18 protein-coding genes and 1 pseudogene are annotated in these 22,187 nt (G+C 67.2%); 6 read left to right on the top strand and 13 right to left on the bottom strand.

Going from position 1 to position 22,187, the window contains the following annotated elements:
• Positions 1-22: 22 nt before the first annotated feature.
• Positions 23-2,260, bottom strand: coding sequence for a glycogen debranching protein GlgX (glgX, locus tag Q8S40_RS19465; RefSeq protein ID WP_305671720.1), 2,238 nt, complete (start codon positions 2,258-2,260; stop codon positions 23-25).
• Positions 2,247-2,411: a hypothetical protein gene (locus Q8S40_RS19460; protein ID WP_304814154.1), complete on the bottom strand. Its 165-nt coding sequence runs from the start codon at positions 2,409-2,411 to the stop codon at positions 2,247-2,249. Before Q8S40_RS19460 ends, glgX begins: the two co-directional genes overlap by 14 nt.
• Here Q8S40_RS19460 and treZ point away from each other — a divergent pair.
• The 3 genes from treZ (at position 2,410) to Q8S40_RS19445 (ending at position 7,296) form a co-directional block, all read left to right on the top strand.
• Positions 2,410-4,206 (top strand): malto-oligosyltrehalose trehalohydrolase, encoded by a 1,797-nt coding sequence (gene treZ / locus Q8S40_RS19455; protein ID WP_371136862.1) that lies wholly within the window; start codon positions 2,410-2,412, stop codon positions 4,204-4,206. The genes Q8S40_RS19460 and treZ overlap by 2 nt on opposite strands.
• On the top strand, positions 4,203-6,887 hold the full coding sequence (treY, locus tag Q8S40_RS19450; protein ID WP_305671719.1) for a malto-oligosyltrehalose synthase: 2,685 nt from the start codon (positions 4,203-4,205) through the stop codon (positions 6,885-6,887). Before treZ ends, treY begins: the two co-directional genes overlap by 4 nt.
• 97 nt (positions 6,888-6,984) lie before the next feature.
• The gene (locus Q8S40_RS19445; protein ID WP_168052706.1) at positions 6,985-7,296 is read left to right on the top strand and encodes an HU family DNA-binding protein; all 312 of its coding nucleotides are present in this window, start codon (positions 6,985-6,987) and stop codon (positions 7,294-7,296) included.
• Positions 7,297-7,337: 41 nt separating this feature from the next.
• On the opposite strand, the gene Q8S40_RS19440 is transcribed toward Q8S40_RS19445, so the two are convergent.
• The 3 genes from Q8S40_RS19440 to Q8S40_RS19430 all read right to left on the bottom strand — a co-directional run bounded on the left by Q8S40_RS19440 (position 7,338) and on the right by Q8S40_RS19430 (position 11,946).
• Complete coding sequence (locus Q8S40_RS19440) at positions 7,338-8,771, bottom strand: NAD-dependent succinate-semialdehyde dehydrogenase (protein ID WP_304814151.1); 1,434 nt, start codon at positions 8,769-8,771, stop codon at positions 7,338-7,340.
• A 111-nt stretch (positions 8,772-8,882) separates the two neighbouring features.
• Complete coding sequence (locus tag Q8S40_RS19435; protein ID WP_305671718.1) at positions 8,883-11,477, bottom strand: glycosyltransferase; 2,595 nt, start codon at positions 11,475-11,477, stop codon at positions 8,883-8,885.
• 10 nt (positions 11,478-11,487) lie between these two features.
• Positions 11,488-11,946 (bottom strand): hypothetical protein, encoded by a 459-nt coding sequence (locus Q8S40_RS19430; protein WP_304814149.1) that lies wholly within the window; start codon positions 11,944-11,946, stop codon positions 11,488-11,490.
• A gap of 124 nt (positions 11,947-12,070) precedes the next feature.
• Here Q8S40_RS19430 and Q8S40_RS19425 point away from each other — a divergent pair, with 124 nt between their 5' ends.
• A complete protein-coding gene (locus Q8S40_RS19425) occupies positions 12,071-12,808 on the top strand; it encodes a hypothetical protein (protein ID WP_305671717.1) in 738 nt (245 codons plus the stop codon).
• 4 nt (positions 12,809-12,812) lie between these two features.
• Here Q8S40_RS19425 and Q8S40_RS19420 read toward each other — a convergent pair whose 3' ends face one another.
• Together Q8S40_RS19420 and Q8S40_RS19415 are read right to left on the bottom strand one after the other, a co-directional pair.
• Positions 12,813-13,673, bottom strand: a complete 861-nt coding sequence (locus Q8S40_RS19420) for a WcbI family polysaccharide biosynthesis putative acetyltransferase (RefSeq protein WP_305671716.1) — start codon at positions 13,671-13,673, stop codon at positions 12,813-12,815.
• Between the two features lie 10 nt (positions 13,674-13,683).
• Positions 13,684-14,727 (bottom strand): C-terminal binding protein, encoded by a 1,044-nt coding sequence (locus Q8S40_RS19415; protein WP_304814146.1) that lies wholly within the window; start codon positions 14,725-14,727, stop codon positions 13,684-13,686.
• Positions 14,728-14,847: 120 nt separating this feature from the next.
• Here Q8S40_RS19415 and Q8S40_RS19410 point away from each other — a divergent pair, with 120 nt between their 5' ends.
• Complete coding sequence (locus Q8S40_RS19410; RefSeq protein WP_305671715.1) at positions 14,848-15,609, top strand: SDR family oxidoreductase; 762 nt, start codon at positions 14,848-14,850, stop codon at positions 15,607-15,609.
• A gap of 4 nt (positions 15,610-15,613) precedes the next feature.
• Here Q8S40_RS19410 and Q8S40_RS19405 read toward each other — a convergent pair whose 3' ends face one another.
• The 5 genes from Q8S40_RS19405 to Q8S40_RS19385 are packed head-to-tail and all read right to left on the bottom strand — an operon-like array spanning position 15,614 to position 20,645.
• The gene (locus tag Q8S40_RS19405) at positions 15,614-16,234 is read right to left on the bottom strand and encodes a flavodoxin family protein (protein ID WP_305671714.1); all 621 of its coding nucleotides are present in this window, start codon (positions 16,232-16,234) and stop codon (positions 15,614-15,616) included.
• 57 nt (positions 16,235-16,291) lie between these two features.
• Entirely contained in the window at positions 16,292-17,203 is a 912-nt protein-coding gene (locus Q8S40_RS19400) for a carbohydrate ABC transporter permease (protein WP_305671713.1), read from the bottom strand.
• Positions 17,196-18,155, bottom strand: coding sequence for a carbohydrate ABC transporter permease (locus Q8S40_RS19395; RefSeq protein ID WP_304814142.1), 960 nt, complete (start codon positions 18,153-18,155; stop codon positions 17,196-17,198). Before Q8S40_RS19395 ends, Q8S40_RS19400 begins: the two co-directional genes overlap by 8 nt.
• Positions 18,156-18,212: 57 nt before the next feature.
• Positions 18,213-19,562, bottom strand: a complete 1,350-nt coding sequence (locus tag Q8S40_RS19390; protein WP_305671712.1) for an ABC transporter substrate-binding protein — start codon at positions 19,560-19,562, stop codon at positions 18,213-18,215.
• Positions 19,563-19,598: 36 nt separating this feature from the next.
• On the bottom strand, positions 19,599-20,645 hold the full coding sequence (locus Q8S40_RS19385; protein WP_304814140.1) for an ABC transporter ATP-binding protein: 1,047 nt from the start codon (positions 20,643-20,645) through the stop codon (positions 19,599-19,601).
• Between the two features lie 211 nt (positions 20,646-20,856).
• Here Q8S40_RS19385 and Q8S40_RS19380 point away from each other — a divergent pair, with 211 nt between their 5' ends.
• Positions 20,857-22,050: a multidrug effflux MFS transporter gene (locus tag Q8S40_RS19380; RefSeq protein WP_305671711.1), complete on the top strand. Its 1,194-nt coding sequence runs from the start codon at positions 20,857-20,859 to the stop codon at positions 22,048-22,050.
• On the opposite strand, the pseudogene Q8S40_RS19375 reads toward Q8S40_RS19380, so the two are convergent.
• A pseudogene (locus Q8S40_RS19375) lies at positions 22,047-22,187 on the bottom strand (IS481 family transposase); the annotation flags it as partial. The gene Q8S40_RS19380 and the pseudogene Q8S40_RS19375 overlap by 4 nt on opposite strands.

The following is a 22,187-nucleotide window of genomic DNA, read 5'->3' as shown; positions in this document are numbered from 1 at the left end:
CCTGAACCCAGGGCGGTCCGCCTCACTCCTCCGATGGCAGGGGCGGCGGGGTCGCGCCGGCCAGCAGGGCGGTGCGCGCGGCAGTGAGAATGGCGAGGCCACCGGCCTCCGGATGCAGCACCAGCAGCAGCAGGGACCGGCCGGTGACCAGATAGGGATGGCCGAATTCGAACGGCTCCGGCTCATCCAGCGCCGGCTTGTTGGTATCCACCAGCAGCAGCCAATGCTGGCCGGCCGGCGGTTCCGGCAGCGAGAATTCAACCGCGTCGTGATGCGCGTTCAGCACCAGAAGCAGCGTGGCGTCACCGGCCGGGCGGCGGATGCGGGTGGCCTGGGCGCGGCCATCCAGCAGCATGCCGAAGCAGCGCGCGTTGGAATCATCCCAGTGCCCATCCTCCATCTCGGTGCCGGAGGGGGTGAGCCAGGTGACATCCTTGATGCCGAGATCATCGTCCAGCTTCCCATTCAGGAAGCGGGCGCGGCGCAGCACCGGGAAGTTCTGCCGCAGCGCGATCAGCTTGCGGGTGAAGGCGGCCAGTTCCCGCCCATGCGCACCGATGCCGGCCCAGTCCAGCCAGGTGGTGGCATTGTCCTGGCAATAGACGTTGTTGTTGCCCTGCTGCGAATGGCCGAATTCGTCACCCGCCAGCAGCATCGGCGTGCCCTGGGCCAGCAGCAGGGTTGCCAGCATGTTGCGCTTCTGGCGTTCCCGCAGCGCGATGATCTCGGGGTCGTCGGTCGGGCCTTCGGCACCGTGGTTCCAGGACAGATTATGGTCGTGGCCGTCGTGCCCGCCCTCGCCATTCGCCGCATTGTGCTTGTCGTTGTAGCTGACCAAATCATGCAGCGTGAAACCATCATGCGCGGTGATGAAGTTCACGCTGGACCACGGCTTGCGTCCACGCCGGTCGAACAGGTCGCCGGAGGCGGAGAGCCGGCAGGCCAGATCATTGGTCTTGCCCTCATCGCCCTTCCAGAAGGCGCGGACGGTGTCGCGGAAACGGTCGTTCCACTCGGCCCAGCCGGGTGGGAAGCCACCCACCTGGTAGCCGCCGGGGCCGCAATCCCATGGCTCGGCGATCAGCTTCACGCGGGACAGCACCGGGTCCTGGCGGCAACTGTCGAGGAAGCCGCCGCCCTCGTCGAAGCCATGCTCCTCACGTCCCAGAATGGTGGCCAGGTCGAAGCGGAAGCCATCGACGCGCATCTCGGTCGCCCAGTAGCGCAGGCTGTCATTCACCATCTGCAGCACACGCGGATGCGACAGGTTGAGCGTGTTCCCGGTTCCGGTATCATTGATGTAGTAGCGCGGCCGGCCGGGCAGAAGGCGGTAGTAGTTGGCGTTGTCGATGCCCTTGAAGGACAGCATCGGGCCCTTCTCATTGCCCTCCGCCGTGTGGTTGTAGACCACGTCCAGAATCACCTCGAGCCCGGCGTCATGCAGTCTTGCCACCATCTCCTTGAACTCGGAAAAGGCAAAGGCCGTGTTGCGCGCGTAGCGACGTGCCGGCGCGAAGAAGGAGATGGTGTTGTAGCCCCAGTAATTGGTCAGCCCCTTGTCCAGCAGGAACTGGTCATTCAGGAAGGTGTGGATCGGCAACAGCTCCACCGCCGTCACGCCGAGGCCGCGCAGATAATTCACGACCTCCGGCGCCGCGAGGCCGGAATAGGTGCCGCGCATATCCTCCGGCAGGGTCGGGTGGCTTTTCGTGAAGCCCTTCACATGCGTCTCATAGACTACGGTGCGGTCCCAGGGCACCGAAGGGGCGCGTTCGCGTCCCCAGGTAAAGGCCGGGTCGATGACGCGGCATTTCGGCACGAGCGGGCCGCTGTCGCGCGTGTCGAAGCTGAGATCATCGCCCGTCTCCAGCTCATAGCCGAAGCATTCCGGGCCCCAGGTCAGGTCGCCGACGATGGCCCGCGCATAGGGGTCGAGCAGCAGCTTGTTCGGGTTGAACCGATGCCCGGCATCGGGCGCATGCGGGCCGTGCACGCGATAGCCGTAGATGGTGCCGGGACGCGCATCCGGCAGGTAGCCGTGCCAGACCTCATCCGTGTATTCCGGCAGCTCGATCCGCTCCAGCTCCGTATTGCCGGTATCGTCGTACAGGCACAGCTCGACCTTGGTGGCGTTGGCCGAGAACAGCGCGAAATTCACACCCAGACCGTCCCAGTTGGCGCCGAGTGGAAAGGGCAGGCCCTCACGGATGCGCGACCGCCGCATCATCTGCGGCGATGCCACCAAACTACGTATCCGCATCAACCATCCTCATCTGCCGCGACGTGCCAAATTGGAACACGATCCAGAACGCAGACAACACTTTACCGCGCTGGACGTTCCCTTCGACCCGGTGCGGGAATTTTTCGGCGCCCGATGGAACGAACGCGGCTGCGGCCGGTTTGCGGCGCATGACCTTCGCCCATCGTGCCCATGCCATGCCGTTTGGCGCCACCCTGCTGCCCGGCGGCGGCGTTCGCTTTCGCCTCTGGGCGCCGGCACATGACCGGGTCGGCCTGGAATGTGACGGTACCCCGCCGCAGCCGATGCGGCAGGAGCCGGGCGGCTGGCACGGGCTGGATGTGGCCCTGGCTGGTGCCGGCACCCGCTACCGCTTCGTGCTGCCGGATGGGTTGCGCGTGCCCGACCCGGCCTCGCGGCACCAGCCCGAGGATGTGCATGGGCCGAGCGAGGTGGTGGACCCCGCCGCGCATCGCTGGACCGATGCCGCCTGGCGTGGGCGTCCCTGGGCGGAGGCGGTGGTATATGAGCTGCATATCGGCGCCTTCACGCCGGAAGGCAGCTTCCGCGCCGCGATCGAGCGGCTGCCACATCTGGCCGCGCTCGGCGTCACCGCGTTGCAGATCATGCCGGTGGCGGATTTTCCCGGCGGCCGGAACTGGGGCTATGACGGCGTGTTGCCCTTCGCGCCCGATGCCAGCTATGGCCGGCCGGAGGATCTGAAGGCGCTGGTGCAGGCCGCCCACGGCCTCGGCCTGATGGTCCTGCTGGACGTGGTCTACAACCATTTCGGACCGGAGGGTGCCTACCTCCACGCCATCGCGCCGCAGGCCTTCACCGACCGCCACAGCACGCCATGGGGCGCGGCGCTGAACTTCGACGGGCCGGATTCCGCGCCGGTGCGCGACTACTTCATCCATAATGCGCTGTACTGGATCGAGGAATTCCACCTCGACGGCCTGCGGCTGGATGCGGTGCATGCGATCCTGGACGACAGCCCGCGCCATGTTCTGGACGAGCTCGCCGAACGGGTGCGCGCCGCGGTGCCGGGGCGCCACGTGCACCTGGTGCTGGAGAATGAGGAGAACCAGGCCGGGCGCCTGGTGCCACAGCATTACACGGCGCAGTGGAATGACGACGCGCATCACGTGCTGCACGTCGCCGCCACCGGGGAACGCAGCGGCTATTACGCGGACTACCAGGGCAACACCGAACTGCTCGGCCGCGCCCTGGCGGAGGGCTTCGCCTTCCAGGGCCAGATGATGCCCTATCGCGGCCATCCCCGCGGCGAGCCGAGCGCCGGCCTGCCGCCCACCGCCTTCATCGCCTTCCTGCAGAACCACGATCAGATCGGTAATCGTGCCTTCGGCGACCGGCTTTCGCATATCGCGCCGAAGGCGGCGCTGCGGGCCGTGGCCTCCGTCGCGCTGCTGCTGCCGCAGATCCCGATGCTGTTCATGGGCGAGGAATGGGCCGCGGCGCAGCCCTTTCCCTTCTTCTGCGATTTCGGCCCGGACCTGGCCGATGCCGTGCGCGAGGGCCGCCGCGCCGAATTCGCCCGCTTTCCCGAATTCGCCGACCCCGTGACGCGTGAGCGCATCCCGGACCCGCTGGCCGAGGGCACCTTCGCCAGCGCGAAGCTGGGATGGGAAGACATGGCGAAGCCCGATCACGCCGAGACGCTCGCCTGGCACCGCGCCATCCTGGCGGTGCGCCACGCCGAGATCATCCCGCGCCTGCCCGGTATCCGGCGCGGCGGCAGCTGGCGGGTGCTGGCGCCCGGGGCTGTGGAGATCATGTGGTCCCTGGAAGCTGGCGGCACGCTGCGCCTGCGTGCCAACCTGTCCGATACAGCAATCGCCGACCCAGCCATCTCCGGCAATCCGGAAGCCGGCCGCGTGATCTGGCAGGAAGGGCAGGGCGTTGGCCCCTGGAGCACGCGCTGGTCGATCGAGGACCCCGCATGACCGACGCCGTGATGCCGCGCGCCACCTATCGCCTGCAATTCCACGCCGGCTTCCGCTTCGCCGATGCGGCCCGCCTCGCGCCCTATCTGGCGCGGCTGGGCATCAGCCATGTCTATGCCTCGCCCTGGTTGAAGGCGCGGCCTGGCAGCACGCATGGCTATGACATCGTGGACCACACCGCGCTGAACCCCGAACTGGGCACCGAGGCCGATTTCCGCGCCATGGCGGCGGCCTTCAAGGCGAATGGCCTGGGCCAGATCCTGGATTTCGTGCCGAACCACATAGGCGTCGGCGGCGCCGACAACCCGTGGTGGCTCGATGTGCTGGAATGGGGGGAGGCATCGGACTTCGCCGGCTGGCTCGACATCGACTGGCAGCAGGGGCGGCTGCTGGTGCCCTTCCTGGGGGACCAGTATGGCGCGGTGCTGGAAGCCGGCCAGCTTGAGCTGCGCTTCGACGCCGCGGCCGGCAGCTTTGCCGTCTGGGCCTATGACACACACAAGCTGCCGATCTGCCCGCTGCATTACGGCCGGGTGCTGGGCGATGCCGATACGGCGCTTGAACGCCTGGGCGATGCCTTTGCCGGCCTGCCGGACTGGCGCCCGCGCGTGGCGGCACGCGCCCGCGACCTGAAGGCGGATCTGGCCGCGCTGGTCGCCCGGGATGCGGCGCTGCAAGCTGCCGTGCAGCGGGCGGTGGCCAGGCTGAACGCGGACAAGGTGGCGCTGGATGCGCTGATCCGCGACCAGCATTGGCGCGCGGCGCATTTCCGCGTCGCGGCGGACGACATCAACTACCGCCGGTTCTTCAACATCAACGAGCTTGCCGGCCTGCGGATGGAACTGCCGGAGCTGTTCGACCACGCCCATCGCCTGGTCTTCGCGCTGCTGGCGGATGGCACGCTGGACGGGCTGCGGATCGACCATGTGGACGGGCTGCTCGACCCGAAGGGCTACCTGCTGAAGCTGCGGCAGGCCGCGCCCGCACCCTTCTACCTGGTGGTGGAGAAGATCCTGGCGCGGCACGAACCGCTGCGCGCGGATTGGCCGGTTCAGGGCACCACCGGCTATGAATTCGCCAACCTGGTGATGGGCCTGCTGGCCGATCCGGAAGGCGAGGCGGCGTTGACGCGCCTCTACGCCGAATTCACCGGCGCGGAGCAGGATTTCGATGCCATCGTGCTCGACTGCAAGCTGCGGATCATGCGGAACGAGATGGCCGGCGAGCTGGCCATGCTGGCCAGGGAGGCCGCGCGCATCGCGCAGCAGACCCCCGGCACGGCTGATTTCACCCGCAACATCCTCTCCCGCGGCCTCTGCGCCAGCGTCGCGGGCTTCGCCGTCTATCGCACCTATGTGGACGCGGAAGGGCCGCCCACGGATGCGGACCGCCAGGAGATCGACGCCGCCATCGCCGCCGCGCGGCGGCAGGAGCCGGATCTCGACCCGAGCGTCTTCGACTTCCTGCACCGGCTGCTGACCACCGATCTCGTGGCGCAGCCGCGCAGTGGATTCGCCCGCCATACCGTGCAGCGCCTGGCGATGAAGGTGCAGCAATACAGCGGCCCGATCATGGCCAAGGGCCTCGAGGATACCGCCTTCTACCGCTACAACCGCCTGGTCGCGCTGAACGAGGTGGGCGGGCACCCCGACCATTTCGGCGTGACGCTGGCGGAATTCCACACCGCCAATGCCGACCGCGCGGCGCACTGGCCGCAGGCCATGCTCTCCACCTCCACCCACGACACCAAGCGCGGCGAGGATACACGCATGCGGCTGCTGGCGCTGGCTGGCATGCCGGAGGAATGGGCGACCCGCGTGCAGGAATGGTCCCGCATCCTGCGAGCCTCGCATGGCATGGGTCCGCCGGATCACAACGACGAATACCTGTTTTACCAGCTGCTCCTCGGCGCCTGGCCGGCCGAGGGGGGCGCGGAGGCGATGGCGGAGCGGCTGGAGGGCGCCATGGTGAAATCCATGCGCGAGGCCAAGCGCCATTCCAACTGGGCCTCCCCGGATGCCGGCTATGAATCCGCGACGCTGGATTTCGTCCGGCACGCGCTGTGCAGCCAGCCTTTCCTGGCCGCCTTCCTGCCCTTCCAGGAACGTGTCGCGCGGCTCGGCCTGCGGGGCAGCCTGGTGCAGACGGCGCTGAAGCTGACCCTGCCGGGGGTGCCGGACATCTACCAGGGGGCGGAGATGTGGGATCTCAGCCTGGTCGATCCGGACAACCGGCGCCCGGTGGACTACGCAAGGCGGGAGACGGCGCTGGCCGAGGTGGAGGTGGCGCTGCAACAGGACCGGGCGGCGGCGATCCGGGCCATGGCGGCGGATTGGCGCGACGGGCGGCTTAAGCTGGCCCTGACGACGACGCTGCTGGCCCATCGGGCCGCGGAGCCGGCGTTGTATGCCCGCGGCACCTACCAGAAGCTGGAAGCCAGCGGCGCGGCCGGGCCACGGATCTGCGGCTTCGCGCGCCAGCATGGCGATGCCGAGTTGCGCGTGGTGGCCGCGCGATTCGCCGGCGACCAGGCGTGGGAGGGCACGACGCTCGACTGGCCGGGGCCGGTCACGGATTGGCAAGACCTGCTGACAGGACAGGCGGCGCGGCCATCCGGCAGCCTCGACGTCGCGCAAGCGCTGCGCGACCTGCCGGTGGCGGTCTTCATCCGGCGCCGCTGAGTGCAAGGGCTTTGCGAAACCGCGCGCTTTCCGCGAATCGCACGCTGACATTTGCGCCGGTTCCGGCTATGCGACCGAACTCGCAAGGAGCCAGCGCATGTCAAAGAAGTTTCTGACGGACGTCATCGTCAAGTCCACCGAAATGCCGGCCAACGCCGCCGGCCGGCTGGCCGCGGACATCATCGCCGCCATCAAGGGCGAAATCGTCCAGAACGGGCGCTTCACCATTCCCGATTTCGGCGCCTTCAGTGTGCGCGAGACGGCGAAGCGCAGCGCGCTGAACCCGCGCACCGGTGAGAAGGTGGCCGTGAAGGCCGGCGCGACTGTGCGCTTCAAGGCCAGCAAGGCGCTGAAGGAATCTGCGCTGGCCGGCGTGAAGAAGGCCAAGCGCAAGGCCGCCAAGGCCTGACCCAAGCTGCCGCGGGGGGCGCGCCCCCCGCGGCTTTTGCGCTAGAGCCCGGCCTGGCTGACGAACTTCGTGTTCAGATAGGCCTCGATCGCTTCCGACCCACCTTCGGAGCCGTAGCCGCTGTCCTTCATGCCGCCGAAGGGCACTTCCGGCAGCGCGAGCCCCAGGTGGTTGATCGTCATCATCCCCGACTCGACCCGGGACGCGACCGCATTCGCCGTCTTGGCGCTGCGCGTGAAGGCATAGGCGGCCAAGCCGAAGGGCAGGCGATTCGCCTCGTCCACCACCTCATCGAGATCGCTGAACGGCGCGATCATGGCGACGGGGCCGAACGGCTCCTCATTCATCATGCGGGCATCCTTACCGACGCCGGTCAGCACCGTGGGCTGGTAGAAATAGCCCTTGTTGCCCAGGCGCCCGCCGCCCGTATGAACCTCCGCGCCGCGCTGGCGGGCATCGGCCACCAGTTCCTCGACCCAGGGCACGCGCCGCTCATGCGCCAGCGGGCCCATCTGCGTGTCGGCATCCATGCCGGCGCCAACCTTCAGGCCCTTGGCATGGGCGGTGAAGCGCTCGACGAATTCCGGGTAGGACTTCTGCTGCACCAGGAAGCGGGTGGGGGAGACGCAGACCTGCCCGGCGTTGCGGAACTTGGCCCCGGCCAGCGTCTTCGCCGCCAGTTCCAGATCCGCATCGTCGAACACGATGGCTGGCGCATGGCCGCCCAATTCCATCGTCACCCGCTTCATGTGCTGGCCGGCCAGCGCCGAGAGCATCTTGCCGATGGGGGTGGAGCCGGTGAAGGTCACCTTGCGAATGATCGGGTGCGGGATCAGGTATTCGCTGATCTCGGACGGCACGCCATAGACCAGGTTGGCGACGCCCTTCGGCAGGCCGGCATCGGCGAAGGCGCGGATCAGCTCGGCCGGCGAGGCCGGGGTCTCCTCCGGTGCCTTGACGATGATGGAGCAGCCGGTGGCCAGGGCCGCGGACAGCTTGCGGACCACCTGGTTGATCGGGAAGTTCCACGGCGTGAAGGCGGCAACGGGGCCGACCGGTTCCTTCACCACAAGCTGGTACACACCCTCGGCGCGGGCCGGGATGACGCGGCCATAGGCGCGGCGGGCTTCCTCGGCGAACCAGTCGATGACGTCGGCGCCCGCCATTACCTCCATGCGGGCCTCGGCCAGCGGCTTGCCCTGCTCCAGCGTCATCATATGCGCGATGGCGTCGGCGCGAGAGCGGAAGATGTCGGCCGCCTTGCGCATCAGCTTGGAGCGATCGAAGGCGGAGACCTTCTTCCAGGTGGCAAAGCCGCGGGCGGCAGCCTCCAGCGCCTCATCCAGGTCGTCGGTGGTGGCATGGGCGACCTGGCCGATGACCTCCTCGGTCGCCGGATTCAGCACGGGAATGCTGCGGCCGCCGCGCGCGGCGCGCCAGGTGCCGTCGATGAAAAGCTGGGTATCCGGATACATGCGCGTCTCCTGATGCGTCTTGGCCCACGTCACGGGCTTGGGCGGAAGGTGGCACAGGGCGGGGCGAGGGGGAACCGGGGCGCCCACAACCCCTGGCGAGGATGCGCCGGATCAGCCTGCCTGAAGCCGCGCGAACAGGGTGGCGAAGCGTGCGGTTACCGCATGTTCGGAGCAGGTGCGTTCGATATAGGCGAGCCCGCCCTGCTGAAGCCGCGTCCAGGCGGCCTCGTCCTGGTACAGCCAGGCGACCGCCTCCGCGATGGCGCGCGGGTCGTCGGCCACCGCGATTTCCTCCCCATCCAGCAGCCCCATCCCCTCCGCCGCAACGCTGCTGGCGATGCAGGGCAGGCCGCGGGACAGGCTTTCGAACACCTTGCCCTTCACCCCCGCGCCGTAGCGCAGCGGCGCGACCATGAGCCTCTGCTGCGCGAAAAAAGGCTGGAGATCCGGGATGAAGCCCTCCAGCACAACATCCGGCGCCGCCAATTCGTGGAAGTGTTCCGGCATGTGCGATCCGGCGATGCGGAAGACCACGCCCGGCACCAGTTCCCGCAGATGCGGCATCACGTCGCGGACGAAATACTCCACCGCATCCACATTCGGCGGATGCCGGTAGCCGCCAAGGAAGGTAATGCCATTGCGCGCCGCGAAGGGCGCGTCGCTGGGGCGGCAGGGCACCACCCAGGGGATGATGTTCAGCTGCGCCTCATCCACCATGCCGGCCAGGTAGCTGCCCTCATAGGCCGAATGGACGATCACCTGGTCCACCGTGCCCAGCGCCTGCAATTCGCGCGTCTTCAGCGCCACGGCGTTCTGCGCGACCTCGGCTGAACCGGTGACCTGTGCCTCCCGCTCCAGGCGCAGATGGTGGATATCCGCCACCGAATAGATCAGCTTCGCATGCGGCATGGCCGCCCGCAGCACGCCGGCATATTTGAAGGCATTGACGTAGCGGTGCAGGTAGACCGCGTCGAATTCCGCGCCGCGCTTGCGGACCACTTCCTCGACGGACCAATACCAGGGCGCGTGCAGGCATTCCACGCCGATACGCTGGAGGGCCTGCGTGATGGCGCCGAGATGCGCCATGTTGTCCGACGGCACGAAGGTGACCTTGGCGCCCAGCCGCTGCATCGCCTGGATATGGGCGACGGCTGCGACCGACCCGGCATCCTCATCCGGTGTCGGCGTGGTCTCATCGATGAACAGGATGCGGCGGGTCACGCCGCGTTCCTTCTCCAGCTCCGGCTCCTGCCCATTCAGCCGGTGCTGCGCCAGCGTGGCACGCCAGCGGTCGAAGAATTTCCGGCCATTGAGAAGCTGGTAGCGCTTGGCGCCGGTGCCCTGCACATCGGTGCCGGAGGTGATGCCTTCATGGTGCACCACTTCCGACAGCGGCTGGTAGTAGCAGCGCAGCCCGTGCCTGCGGATGCGGAAGGCGAGGTCCGTGTCCTCGTAATAGGCCGGGCTGTAATGCGTATCGAAGCCGCCGAGTTCATCGAACAGCGCCTTCGGCACCATGATGGAGGCGCCGGAGATGTAGTCCGCCTCCCGCAGATAGTTCAGCCGCGGGTCATCCGCCTGCGCGCCGCGGCCATAGTTCCAGCCATCGCCCAGCCGCCAGATGATGCCGCCGGCTTCCTGCACGGAGCCATTCGGGAACAGTAGCTTGGACCCGACCAGCCCGGCATCCGGCCGCAGCGCGAAGGTGGCGTGCAGCGCATCCAGCCAGCCTTCGCGCAGTTCTGTGTCGTTGTTCAGGAACAGCAGGTAGCGCCCCTGCGCGGCCGCCGCCCCGGCGTTGCAGGAGGCGATGAAGCCGCCGTTGCGCGCATTGCGAAGGTAGCGCACCGCGCCGGAGGTGACGCTCGGCAGGAACAGCGTCTCGTCCGGGGAACAGTCATCCACCACGATCACCTCGAAGGGTGTGGTGGGCAGCGCCTTCAGCATGGAGGCGAGGCATTGGTAGGTATAGGCAAACTTGCCATAGACCGGGATGACGACGCTGACCTCCGGCGCATTACTCTCCGGGAAGGCCAGCAGCGGGTATCGTGCGGTGAAGTCCTGCAGCAATTCGCCAAGCCGGTCGGAGTATGAGAACGCCAGGTCCAGCGTCGCATCCGCCCGCGCCTCGCCGCCCTGTTCCGCGATCTCGAGGAACCGCGGCAGCAGCCGGCCGAGCGTGCCCATCACCGGGCCAAGCAATTCCTTCATCTGCACCGCGGTGGTAGCCGCGGCGGCGCGCGATTCGACCAGCGGCAGCAGGTTCAGGAAATCATCCCAGCCGATCGGCGGCCGCTCCGCCTCCACGATCATCGGCGAATTCGCCAGATCCTCCTCCTGCCCGGCGACGCGGACATGCAGCACATGCCGCGGCGCGGTCAGCAGGTGCTGCGGCAAGGGAAGGCTGAAGCCGCAGATGCTGCCTGGCTGATCGCCCGCCGGCACGTCGGGGCGATAGACATCGGCGCGCAGTCGCAGGATGAGCTGGTCGCCATCCCACAATTCCACCGCAACCGGCTCATGCGGCCGCGCCGGGTCCTGCGCCCAGCCCCAGACGGCATGTTCGGTCCAGCCTTCCACCACGCCATGCGGGCGTGGCGCGGCGAGCGCGGCGTCCGGCGTGGCCGGCGCTGGTGCAGCCGGTTCGGGTGCCGCTGGTTCGGGCGCGCTACGGCTGCGGCGGGCGGGGGGGACGGCTTTGTTCACGCGCGGGGCCTCATGTGACCGGGCTGATCTGCAGCGACCACAGCGCCAGGCCAAGCCGCCGCCGATCCGCGCTGAGGCCGAGATCGGCGGGCGACCGCCCATCCGGCAGGTGCAGGTTCAGCGCCGCGACACGCAGCATGAACAATTCCCTCGGCAGATACACATCCACGGTCTGCCGCCCCTCGCGAAGTTCGGCATAGCCGACCCGGAAATGATTGAAGAAAATCTCGAGCCTTTGGACATCGACGACCCCGGGTACGATGAAGGGCATCACCTCCATCTGGCAGGCCACGTCGCGGGCCGGGGTGGCGATGGAGAACAGCAGCAGCGCCTCCGGCCCATCCGACCAGACGAAGCCCGAGGGGTCAGGCTCGGACCAGCCGGAAGCCAGCAATTTGTTGCCGCTGCCGGCCGGATCGAAGCCCAGGCTCGCGCCGAGACGGTAGAGGGGGCCGGTTCGTGACTGCATGAAGTCCCGCGATAAAGCACCTCGCAACCTAACTACAGGTTATACATCTGGCAACGACCTAAACCCAGGGGTGATGCCTTGCCGGCCGGTTACAAACCCTGTTCGATGGAGTTCGGAGGGCGCAATGCGAACCCTGATTCTACACCACCACCTGTTCAAGAACGCCGGAACCAGCGTGGATATTGCACTCGAACAGGCTTACGGCGCCCGGTGGCGTGCCGTGGAGGGTGCGGGGCGCGACTTGACGGGTGCCGACCTGGCGGCGGTCCTGGCGGCGGATCCCGCCCTGCTGGCGTTGTCATCGCATACCTTCCGGCCCCCCTTTCTTGTCCCGGGCGATGTCCGCATCCTTCCCATCATATTGCTGCGCCATCCGTTGGATCGCGCGCGCTCCGCCTACGAATTCGAGCGAAAGCAGGTGGCGGATACCTTCGGGTCACGACTGGCAAAGCAGGAGGATTTCGCGGGCTATGTCCGCGTCCTCCTCGACCGCGCCGGCGACCGGTCGATCCGCAATTTCCAGACCTACAAGCTCGTGCCACCGGCGACGCCGCCGGATGAGGAGTTGATGGCGGCGCTCGCCAGCATCGCGCGGCTTCCCTTCATCGGGCTGGTCGAGACCTACGCCTTTTCCATGTCCGTCTTTGCCCGGCTGCTGTCGCGGCAGGTCGGGCCGGTTTCCTTCGAGGTGGTGCGCGCCAACACCACGGCGAAATCCGATACGGAACTGGATGCGCGCGTTGCGGAAGCGGAGGCGGCGCTGGGCGGCGCATTGGCCGCGCGTTTCGCCGCGGCCAATCGCCACGACCAGCACATCTTCGAACTGGTGCACTGGATGCACGACAGGATGCAGGAGACTTGAGCAGTCAGCTCAACCGTGCTGTGCGTGCCAACTCAGCCTGGCCGTCATAGGCGCGAAAGAACGCCGCAACGAGGGCCGGTAGCTCGTAGGTGATCGGTGGACCGTCCCCGCCGGGATACGGCACGCCGCGGATCTCAGCCTGGGAATCGGTGAATTCCAGACCGAAGCGTCGGCACATGCCGGGCGTGAGCGGCGGCCTGATCCGCCCCAACGGCTCACTGAAACCAGACGCAGGTCTGCCGGTTGCGGCAACGCCGGCCTGAGCAAGAAGACGGTGCGCAACCGTATCCAGCAGCCGGCTGCGCGGATGGTTGAACGTGAAGAAGAGATGCTCTTCACGCCAGGCTGCTTCGATGATGTCGGAGGCGCGGACGTCGCAGGCCGTTTCTCTCTGCCGAAGCTGGTCGAGCGAAATCCGGGCGGCATCGACAGCAATGTCGAAGTCGCCTGCCGATAGCCGGGCCACCGTGCGATCGACGCCATCGCCCGCGCGCCAAGCCTCCAGCACCGACGCCAGATGGTACTCCGTGAGTGGCCCGGTCAGCCGGAGGCGGTCTGTGCCGGTTGCGTAGAAAAGGTCGGGGCATTGGCCGCGGAAAAACAGATTGGGCCACACGATGACCTTTTCCCCATGCGCTGCGCGCAGCCTGTCACTGCGCAGGAAGGGCAGGGGGAAGCTCTCCAGAACAAGCTGCGAAAAGACAAGGTCGGCTTTGGCGCAAGCCGCCTCGACCGCAGCCTCATCCTCTCGCTTGGCCAGATGCACGACGAAACCGCCGGTGACCGACACCGCCTCTCCGATAGCCTCGCAAAGCGCCGCCATCGGGCGCATTTGGCAGTTCGCGATGATGGCGACCCGCGGCACCTCTGTGCCCTCAGCTATTCGGCCCCCGCTCCATCGCATAGGGCTGCCACCGCCGCAGCCCCGAATTCGGCAGCACCGTCGGGTTCACGCAGGACATCGGCCAGCGCCCCGAAAGCACCAGTGCCAGCTCCTGCCCCGCACGCCGCTTCCGCGCCTCATCGAAGCGGGCGGACGCGCTGGCATTGTGCGGGGACAGGATGACATGCGGCATGGCCAGCAGCGGGTTGTCGGTCTTCACCGGCTCGATCTCGAACACATCGAGGCCCGCGCCGGCAATGCGCTTCGATTGCAGCGCCTCGATCAGCGCCGCCTCATCCACCGTCGGCCCACGGCCGGTGTTGATGAAGATGGCGTTGGGCTTCATTTTTGCGAAGTGGCGCGTGGTCAGCATGTGGCCGGTATCGGGTGTTGCCGGCGCGTGCATGGAGACGAAATCGGACTGCTTCAGCACCTCGTCCAGGCTGCAAGGCACCACGCCGAGGGCAGACATGGTCAGCTCATCCACGAAGGGGTCATAGGCCACCATGCGAAGGCCGAAGGCGCGGGCGCGCATCGCCACCAGGCGCGCCACGCGGCCGAAGGCGACGAAGCCGAGTGTCTGGCCCATCAGCCGTGGCACGGTTGAAAGTTGCGGGCGGCCCTCCGTCCAGCGGCCCTCGCGCACCATGCGGTCCTGTTCGATGCAGCGGCGATGCGTGGCCAGCAGCAGCATCATGGCGTGGTCGGCCACTTCCTCGATGAAGGTATCGGGGCAGTTGGTCACGGCGATGCCCTGGGCGGTGGCGGCCACCACATCCACGTAATCCACGCCGACGGTGGCGCAGGTGATGACCTTGGCCTTGGTGAGCGCCTTGATCATCCGGTCCGAGATCCGCATCCCCTTGGCATAGACCGCATCGGCCTCCGGCGCCGCGGCGATGAAGCCTTCCTCCGTCGCGGGACATTCCACGATCTCCGCGCCGAGCCGCTCCAGCGCCTCCATCTCCAGCGCGTAGCCGCCGCCGGCCGTGGTGAAGGATGCGCCTGCGGGCGTCAGGATTCTCGGCTTGGACATGCTGTGTTTCCCCTTTGGTTGGGTGCAGGCTCGCATGCGTTGCTGCCGGCCGACAAGGTGGGGGGCCGACAAGCGCCTGGGGCGCTGCTAACCTGTGATGACAGCAAGGGAGAAGCGAAGATGGCGCGTTTGCAAGGCAAGGTGGCGTGGGTGACGGGGGCTGGCAGCGGCATCGGCGAGGCTGCGGCCCTGGCGCTGGCGGAGGAAGGCGCGGAGCTGGTGCTCACCGGCCGTCGCAGCGCGCCGCTTCAGGATGTGGCCGCGCGCATCACCGCGAAGGGCGGCAAGGCGCATGTCCAGCCGGCGGACATGATGGATGCGACGGCGGTGAAGGCCCTGGGCGCCTTCCTGGCACAGAAATTCGGGCGGCTCGATATCCTGGTGAACAATGCCGGGCTGAACATCCAGGCGCGGCGCTGGGCGGTGCTGGATACGGATGGGGTGGATGAACTGGTGCGCGGCAACCTCGCCTCCGCCTTCTATGCGGTGACGGTGGCGCTGCCGCTGATGCGGCCGCAGAAGGATGGCGTGCTGATCCACACCGCCTCCATGGCCGGGCGCAACATCTCCATGCTCTCGGGCGCCGGCTACACGGCCGCGAAGCACGGCGTGGTGGCGATGAGCCACACCATCAACATGGAGGAATGCGTCAACGGCATCCGCAGCTGCGCGCTGCTGCCGGGGGAGGTGGCCACCCCGATCCTCGACAAGCGCCCCAACCCGGTCAGTACGGAGGAGCGCGCGAAGATGGTGCAGTCCGAGGATGTCGGCGACCTGGTCCGCTACATCGCCTGCCTGCCGAAGCATGTGACGATCAACGAGGTCTGGATCACGCCGACGCATAACCGCAGCTACGTCGCTGCGCTGAACCAGAAGCTGTAGCGGCTCAGTCCTCGGGCTGCCCCGGATAGGGCGCGGCCTGCAGCAGCCCGGCCAGATGCGCCGCGGTGGCGGCCATCATGGCGGCGGTCTGCTGCGTCTTTTCCGGCACCGGGTTCAGGTCCTTGAAGTCGACCGCCCCCATCGCTTCTCCGACCCAGTAGCAACTGGCCGAGGGCGGGATGGTCCAGCCGACATCGGCCAGCGCCTGGTAAATCTGCGCGGCGGAGGCATGCGCGCCGTCCTCATTGCCGACGATGGCGGTGACGGCGACCTTGCCGTAGCTCGGCATGCGGCCCTTATCGTCGGTCTCGGAGATGAAGGCGTCCATCCGCTCCAGCACACGCCTCGCGACGCTGCTCGGACCGCCGAGCCAGATGGGGCCGCCGAAGATCAGGATGTCGCAGGCCAGGATCTTCGTTCTTAGCGCCGGCCAGTCATCGCCTGGGCCTTCATCCGAGGTGACGCCCGGCTTGATGTTCAGCGCGGCGACACGGACCGTCTCGGTGACCAGCACGCCCTGCTTCACGAAGGCAGCGTTGACGACCGCAAGCATGGCATCGGTGGAGGACGTCTCGCTGGCGTAGGATTTCAGCGTGCAGTTGAGGGCGATGGCCTTGAGCGGCATGGCGGCAACTCCGGAGGGGCTTGCACCAAGCGCCCCTCCGCCCAGTCAGTTCCGGGCCTACTCCTTCACGGCCCCGGTCAGGGACGAAACGTAGTAGTCCACGAAGAACGAATAGAAAATCGCGACGGGCAGGGACCCCAGCAGCGACCCCGCCATCAAGGCGCCCCACTGATACACGTCACCCGTCACCAGCTCCGTCAGGATCGCCACCGGCACGGTCTTGTTCTCGCTGCTCTGGATGAAGGCCAGCGCGTAGATGAACTCGTTCCACGACAGGGTGAAGCTGAAGATACCGGCGGAGATCAGCCCGGGCACCGCCAGCGGCAGCGTGATCTGCCACAGGATCTGCACCCGCGTCGCGCCATCGATCAGCGCGCATTCCTCCAGCTCGAAGGGGATGGATTTGAAGTAGCCAATCAGCAGCCAGGTGCAGAACGGGATCAGGAAGGTCGGGTAGGTCAGGATCAGCGCGAAGGGCGTGTCGAACAGGCCGAGCTGGAACACCATGGTGGCCAGCGGGATGAACAGGATCGACGGCGGCACCAGGTAGGCCAGGTAGATCGCCAGCCCGACATACTGGCTGCCCTTGAAGCGCAGCCGCTGGATGGCATAGGCGGCCAGCACGCTGGCGAACAGCGACAGGACGGTGGCGCAGACGGAAACCAGCATCGTCGTCCACAGCCACCTCGGATAGGCCGTCTCGAACAGCAGCATCCGGATGTGGTCCAGCGTCGGCGAGGTGATCCAGAACGGGTTGTGCTCGGCGAAGTTGTACAGCTCGGCATTCGGTTTGAACGCCGTCACCGTCATCCAGTAGAAGGGGAAAAGCAGGATGATGAGGAAGCAGCACAGCGGCAGATAGAGCAGCACGAAGCGGCGGGACTTGCTGTCCCAGGCCATCGTCTCCAGCTGCGCCGAGGATGTGTTGGTGGACTTCGCCTCGGGGGCGTTCACGGCGGCCTCAGTCATTGCCCTCTCCCTGCTGCCACTTGCGCCGTGCCAGGCCGTAGTAGCTGAACAGCGTGGCGAAGACGAGGAACGGGATCATGGAGACGGCGATCGCCGCACCCTCGCCCAATTGCCCGCCCTGGATGCCGCGCTGGAACGCCAGTGTGGCCAACAGATGTGTCGAATTCACCGGCCCGCCGCGCGTGATCGCGTAGACCAGCTGGAAGTCGGTGAAGGTGAAGATGATGGAGAAGGTCATCACGATGGCCAGGATCGGCAGCAGCATCGGGAAGGTGATGTAGCGGAACCGCTGCCAGCCACTCGCCCCGTCCAGCAGCGCCGCCTCATACAGTGAGGGCGGGATGGTCTGCAGCCCAGCCAGCAGGGTGATCGCCACGAAGGGGATGCCGCGCCAGATATTGGCGGCGATCAGTGACCAGCGCGCCGGCCAGGCGGTGTTGATGAAGTCGATATTCTGGTCGCGCCAGCCCAGCACATCCACGAAGAGATAGGAGATGATCGAGAATTGCGGGTCGTAGATCCACCAGAAGGCGATGGCGGACAGCACGGTCGGCACGATCCAGGGCAGCAGGATGATGGCGCGCAGCATGGATTTGAACGGCACATGCTGGTTCAGCAGCAGCGCCAGCCACAGTCCGAGCGCGAATTTCCCGATCGTCGCGACGCCCGTGTAGAACACGCTGAAGAACACGGCGCTCCAGAAGATCGGGTCATCCATCAGCCAGATGAAGTTCTCCAGCCCGACCCAGATCCCCTCCCGACCGATCGTCGTATCGGTGAAGGCCAGCCAGATGCCGAGCCCAAGCGGATAGGTCAGGAAGGTCATCAGCAGCCCGACGGCGGGCAGCAGGCAGACGAAGGCAAGAAACGGCTTCCAGTCGAACAGCCGCGAGAGCGCGCCCTGTTTCGGGCGCATCTTGGTCCAGACCGGCGCGGCGGTTGTCGCGGACATGGGAATTTCCTGGAAAGGGAAGCGGCGCCCGCGTGATGCGGGCGCCGCGGGTTCAGGCTAGCGGCGGGCGCGGAAGAAGCGGCGGGCGCGGCGTTCGGCTTCGGCGGCCGCCTGCTGCGGCGTGGCCTGGCCGGATGCGACGGAGGCGCACATCTGCACCATGACGTAATCCGCATTCGCCGCCGCCGAGGCCTGGCTGATCGGCCCCTTGTAGCCAGCGTAGAAGGTCGTATCCATCACGCCCCGGAACACCGAGACCTTCGGATCCGAATCCCACACGGCGCTGTTGGAATAGGCGTTCAGCGGCTGCGACCAGTAGCCGAGATTGGCCTGCAGCCACGGATCGTACTGCTCCGTCTCCAGCAGGAAGGCGAGCAGCGCCTTCGACGCATTCGGGAAGCGGCTGTGCTTGAACACCATGGCGTTCAAGGTCAGCCCCGCCATCGGCGAGGTCGCGGCCAGCCCCTTCGGCAGCAGTGAGTGTTCCGTGTCATCGGCGATCGCCCGCATCGCCGGGTCGTTCTTCAGCGAGAAGTACAGCGACACGCCATTCGCCGTCAGGTGGCATTCGCCGGCGGAGTAGGCGCGGTTGTTGCTGATGTCGCCCCAGGCGATCGTGCCAGGGATGAAGGTGGCGTAGAGCTCCTTCAGGTATTCGAGGGAGGCGATGGTCTCGCGGCTGTTGATCGCGACCTCGTTGTTCTCATCCACCAGATAGCCGCCGAAGGACCAGACCAGCCACTGCGCGAAGCCGTTGCCGTCGCCCACCGCATTGCCCAGCGCGAAGCCGGCCGGCTTGCCGGCGGCTTTCAGTGCCTGGCACAGGCGCAGGAAGCTCGCATGGTCCTCGGGCGGCTTTTCGAAGCCCGCTGCATTGACCGAGGATTTCCGCCACACCAGCGGGCCGCCCGATGCGCCGAAGGGCAGGCCGAGCCAATCCTCGCTGTTGGCGCGCTTGCCGTAGCGTTGCGCCATCGCCTTCCAGCCACCGTATTTCTGGCCGATATAGGCGGCCACATCCGTCAGCTCGACCAGCTTGTCGGAATAGATGTGCGGCGCCTCGTTGAAGCCAATGATCAGGTCGGGCCCGGCGCCGGTATTGGCGGTGACGGCGGTCTGCTGGGTGATGTCCTCCCACCCCACGAAATCCACGCGGACCTCGACGCCGGTCTGCTGCGTGAAGCGCGCGCAATTGGCGCGGAACACTTCCTCATCCGGCTGCACGAAGCGCACCGGGCGCAGCATCCGCAGCGTGGCGCCGCGCTCGATGGGCAGGTTGGGCGGGGTGGCGGCCTGGGTCGGGATGGCGCTGGCGCGCGGGCTGCTGCCCTGCGCGGCGGCCTGGCCTGCGACGACCGCGGCACCGCTTAGCGCGAGTGCCGCACGACGGGTGATGAGATGTGCCATTTTTCTTTGTTTCCTCCTGTTTGTGTTTTCTTGGCGTCAGCTCGGCAGGCGCGCTCCATCCGGTCCGAAAAGATGCACCAGGTCGAGATCGGGAAGCACCCGCAGCTTGTCGCCCGGGCGGCCCTGCACACGCTCCCGGAAGGCGCCGGTGAGCACCGTCTCACCAAACCGCAGGGTGACCTGGGTCTCCGACCCGGTCGGCTCCACCAGCACGATGGTGCCTTCCACGCCGTCTTCCGAGAGGCTCATATGCTCCGGGCGAATGCCGTAGGTGGCGGCATTGGCGGGTGCATGGGGTGGCAGCGGCAGCAGCGTGCCGCTCGGGATGCGGAAACCGCGATCCGTCACGGTGCCGGGCAGCAGGTTCATCGCGGGGCTGCCGATGAAGCCGGCGACGAACAGATTGGCCGGCTTGTCGTACAGCGCCAGCGGCGCGCCCGATTGCTCGATCCGCCCGCCATTCATCACCACGATCTGGTCGGCCATGGTCATCGCCTCGATCTGGTCGTGCGTGACGTAGATGGTCGTGGTGCCGAGGCGTTGCTGCAATTCCCGGATCTCGGATCGCATCTGCACGCGCAGCTTGGCGTCGAGATTGGACAGCGGCTCATCGAACAGGAACACCTGCGGATGCCGGACGATGGCGCGCCCCATCGCGACGCGCTGCCGCTGCCCACCCGAGAGCTGGCGCGGGTAGCGGTCGAGCAGCGCATCCAGGCCGAGGATCTTGGCGGCGCGCTGCACCTCCGCCTCCATGATGTCGGCCGGCGCCTTGGCCAGCTTCATGGAGAACGCCATGTTCTGGCGCACCGTCATGTGCGGGTACAGCGCGTAGTTCTGGAACACCATCGCGATGTCCCGGTCCTTCGGCGGCACGTTGTTCACGACGCGCCCATCGATGGCGATCTCGCCGCCGCTGATGTTCTCAAGCCCCGCGATCATGCGAAGCAGCGTTGATTTGCCGCAGCCGGATGGGCCGACCAGGACGACGAATTCGCCATCCGCGATTTCCACATCGACGCCATGCAGGATGCGGGTGGTGCCAAAGGATTTGAGCGCCTGCCGCACCGAGACCGTTGCCATATTCTAATCCCGTCCCCCCGCGTGCCGCCTTTACCGGGGCTACGCGAGTGGAAGGCTACACATGCCTCCGCACTGGGCGCAACCTCGTCACCACCCAGGCGGGGTGCCGCTTTCCTGGGCTAAGTCGGCGCAGACGGCGCCGTGCCGCATGGCGGCCCCGCACCGCGCTGCACTGGACGCAGTTGCCGTGCGGGGTTAGGCGAAATGCTGCATGGCAGCAAAGGCGGATCACCGGATGCCGGAGCATTACAGGCGCCTTGCCGCCTTGCTGGGCGCGCTGACAGCCCTGGGGCCGCTCGGCATCGACATGTATCTGCCGGCCTTCCCGGCGATGGGCACGGAATTGGGCGCAAGCCCTGCCGCCATCCAGCGTACGTTGGCGGTGTTCCTGCTCGGCATGGCGGCCGGTCAGCTTTTCTACGGCCCGCTATCGGACCGGGTGGGGCGACGGCTGCCGCTGTTCCTCGGCATGGTGGTGTTCACGCTCGCCTCGGTCGGTTGCGCGCTGGCGGCTTCGGCCGAGGCGCTGGTCTGGCTGCGGCTGGCGCAGGCGCTGGGCGGCTGCGTCGGCGTGGTGGTGGCGCGCGCCGTGGTGCGCGACCTGTGCGATGAGCGTGGCGCCGTCCGCATGATGTCCATGCTGATGCTGGCGATGGGGGCGGCGCCGATCCTGGCGCCGATGCTAGGGGGCTGGCTGCTCGCCTGGCTCGGCTGGCGCGCCATTTTCTGGGTGCTCGCGATCTATGGCGCGATGGCGCTGCTGGTGATGTACCGGTGGCTGCCGGAAAGCCTGCCGGTGGCGCAGCGGCGGCAGGACGGTCTGGGTCAGGTGATGCTGGTCTATCTCAGCCTGCTGAAGGATCGCCGCTTCCTGGCGCATGCGCTGGCCGGTGCGCTGCCGATGGCGGGACTGTTCGCCTATCTCGTCGGCTCGCCGAACCTGCTGATGGTGGTGCATGGGCTGGGGCCGGTGGAATACGGCATGGCGTTTGGTGCCAACGCCTTCGGGCTGATCCTGGCGAGTCAGGTCATCGCCCGGCTGGTGCGCCGGCGGCAGCCCGCGAGGCTGCTGGTGGGCGCGCTGTCACTGCTGTCGCTGGCCGGGCTTGGCGTGGCGGCCGCGGTGCTGCACGGCGGTTTGCTGCCGCTGCTGGCGGCGTTCTTCCTGTATCTTGCCTTCATGGGCTCGGTGCTGCCGCTGGCCTCGGCCCTGGCGATGGCGCCGATGGGCCGGATGGCGGGCAGCGCCTCGGCCCTGATGGGCACCATCCAGTTCGGCATCGGCGCCGTGGCAGGCGCCGTGCTCGGCGCCTTCGGCGGCACCTCGGCGCTCGCCATGGGCGTGCTGATCGCGCTGGCCGGATGCTCCGGCCTGTCGGCACATCTCGTGCTGAAGCGCGTCTAGATGTTTAGTCCTGGCGTTTGGTGGAGCGGGTTGGCGTTGAACCGCTGTGGCTCTGCGGTCCACTGCTTGCAGATGAACTCGTAGGGCGTGAGTCCGCGCAGGGTCTTCAGTCGGCGGCCGAAGTTGTAGGCGGCTAC

The sequence above is a fragment of the Falsiroseomonas sp. genome, from assembly GCF_030695085.1.
GTDB lineage: Bacteria > Pseudomonadota > Alphaproteobacteria > Acetobacterales > Acetobacteraceae > Falsiroseomonas.
Note: the sequence above shows the minus strand (reverse complement) of the source record. Positions and strands in the feature narration are given on the sequence as shown.

Excerpts from the sequence above, each read along its gene's own strand:
- Q8S40_RS19385 (WP_304814140.1), bottom strand. The coding sequence starts at position 20,645 with ATGGCAACGGTCTCGGTGCGGCAGGCGCTCAAATCCTTTGGCACCACC.
- Q8S40_RS19395 (WP_304814142.1), bottom strand. The coding sequence starts at position 18,155 with ATGTCCGCGACAACCGCCGCGCCGGTCTGGACCAAGATGCGCCCGAAA.
- treY (WP_305671719.1), top strand. The coding sequence starts at position 4,203 with ATGACCGACGCCGTGATGCCGCGCGCCACCTATCGCCTGCAATTCCAC.
- Q8S40_RS19390 (WP_305671712.1), bottom strand. The coding sequence starts at position 19,562 with ATGGCACATCTCATCACCCGTCGTGCGGCACTCGCGCTAAGCGGTGCC.
- Q8S40_RS19460 (WP_304814154.1), bottom strand. The coding sequence starts at position 2,411 with ATGCGCCGCAAACCGGCCGCAGCCGCGTTCGTTCCATCGGGCGCCGAA.
- treZ (WP_371136862.1), top strand. The coding sequence starts at position 2,410 with ATGACCTTCGCCCATCGTGCCCATGCCATGCCGTTTGGCGCCACCCTG.
- Q8S40_RS19405 (WP_305671714.1), bottom strand. The coding sequence starts at position 16,234 with ATGCCGCTCAAGGCCATCGCCCTCAACTGCACGCTGAAATCCTACGCC.
- Q8S40_RS19400 (WP_305671713.1), bottom strand. The coding sequence starts at position 17,203 with ATGACTGAGGCCGCCGTGAACGCCCCCGAGGCGAAGTCCACCAACACA.
- Q8S40_RS19380 (WP_305671711.1), top strand. The coding sequence starts at position 20,857 with ATGGCAGCAAAGGCGGATCACCGGATGCCGGAGCATTACAGGCGCCTT.
- Q8S40_RS19440 (WP_304814151.1), bottom strand. The coding sequence starts at position 8,771 with ATGTATCCGGATACCCAGCTTTTCATCGACGGCACCTGGCGCGCCGCG.
- Q8S40_RS19430 (WP_304814149.1), bottom strand. The coding sequence starts at position 11,946 with ATGCAGTCACGAACCGGCCCCCTCTACCGTCTCGGCGCGAGCCTGGGC.
- Q8S40_RS19445 (WP_168052706.1), top strand. The coding sequence starts at position 6,985 with ATGTCAAAGAAGTTTCTGACGGACGTCATCGTCAAGTCCACCGAAATG.
- Q8S40_RS19410 (WP_305671715.1), top strand. The coding sequence starts at position 14,848 with ATGGCGCGTTTGCAAGGCAAGGTGGCGTGGGTGACGGGGGCTGGCAGC.
- Q8S40_RS19425 (WP_305671717.1), top strand. The coding sequence starts at position 12,071 with ATGCGAACCCTGATTCTACACCACCACCTGTTCAAGAACGCCGGAACC.
- glgX (WP_305671720.1), bottom strand. The coding sequence starts at position 2,260 with ATGCGGATACGTAGTTTGGTGGCATCGCCGCAGATGATGCGGCGGTCG.
- Q8S40_RS19415 (WP_304814146.1), bottom strand. The coding sequence starts at position 14,727 with ATGTCCAAGCCGAGAATCCTGACGCCCGCAGGCGCATCCTTCACCACG.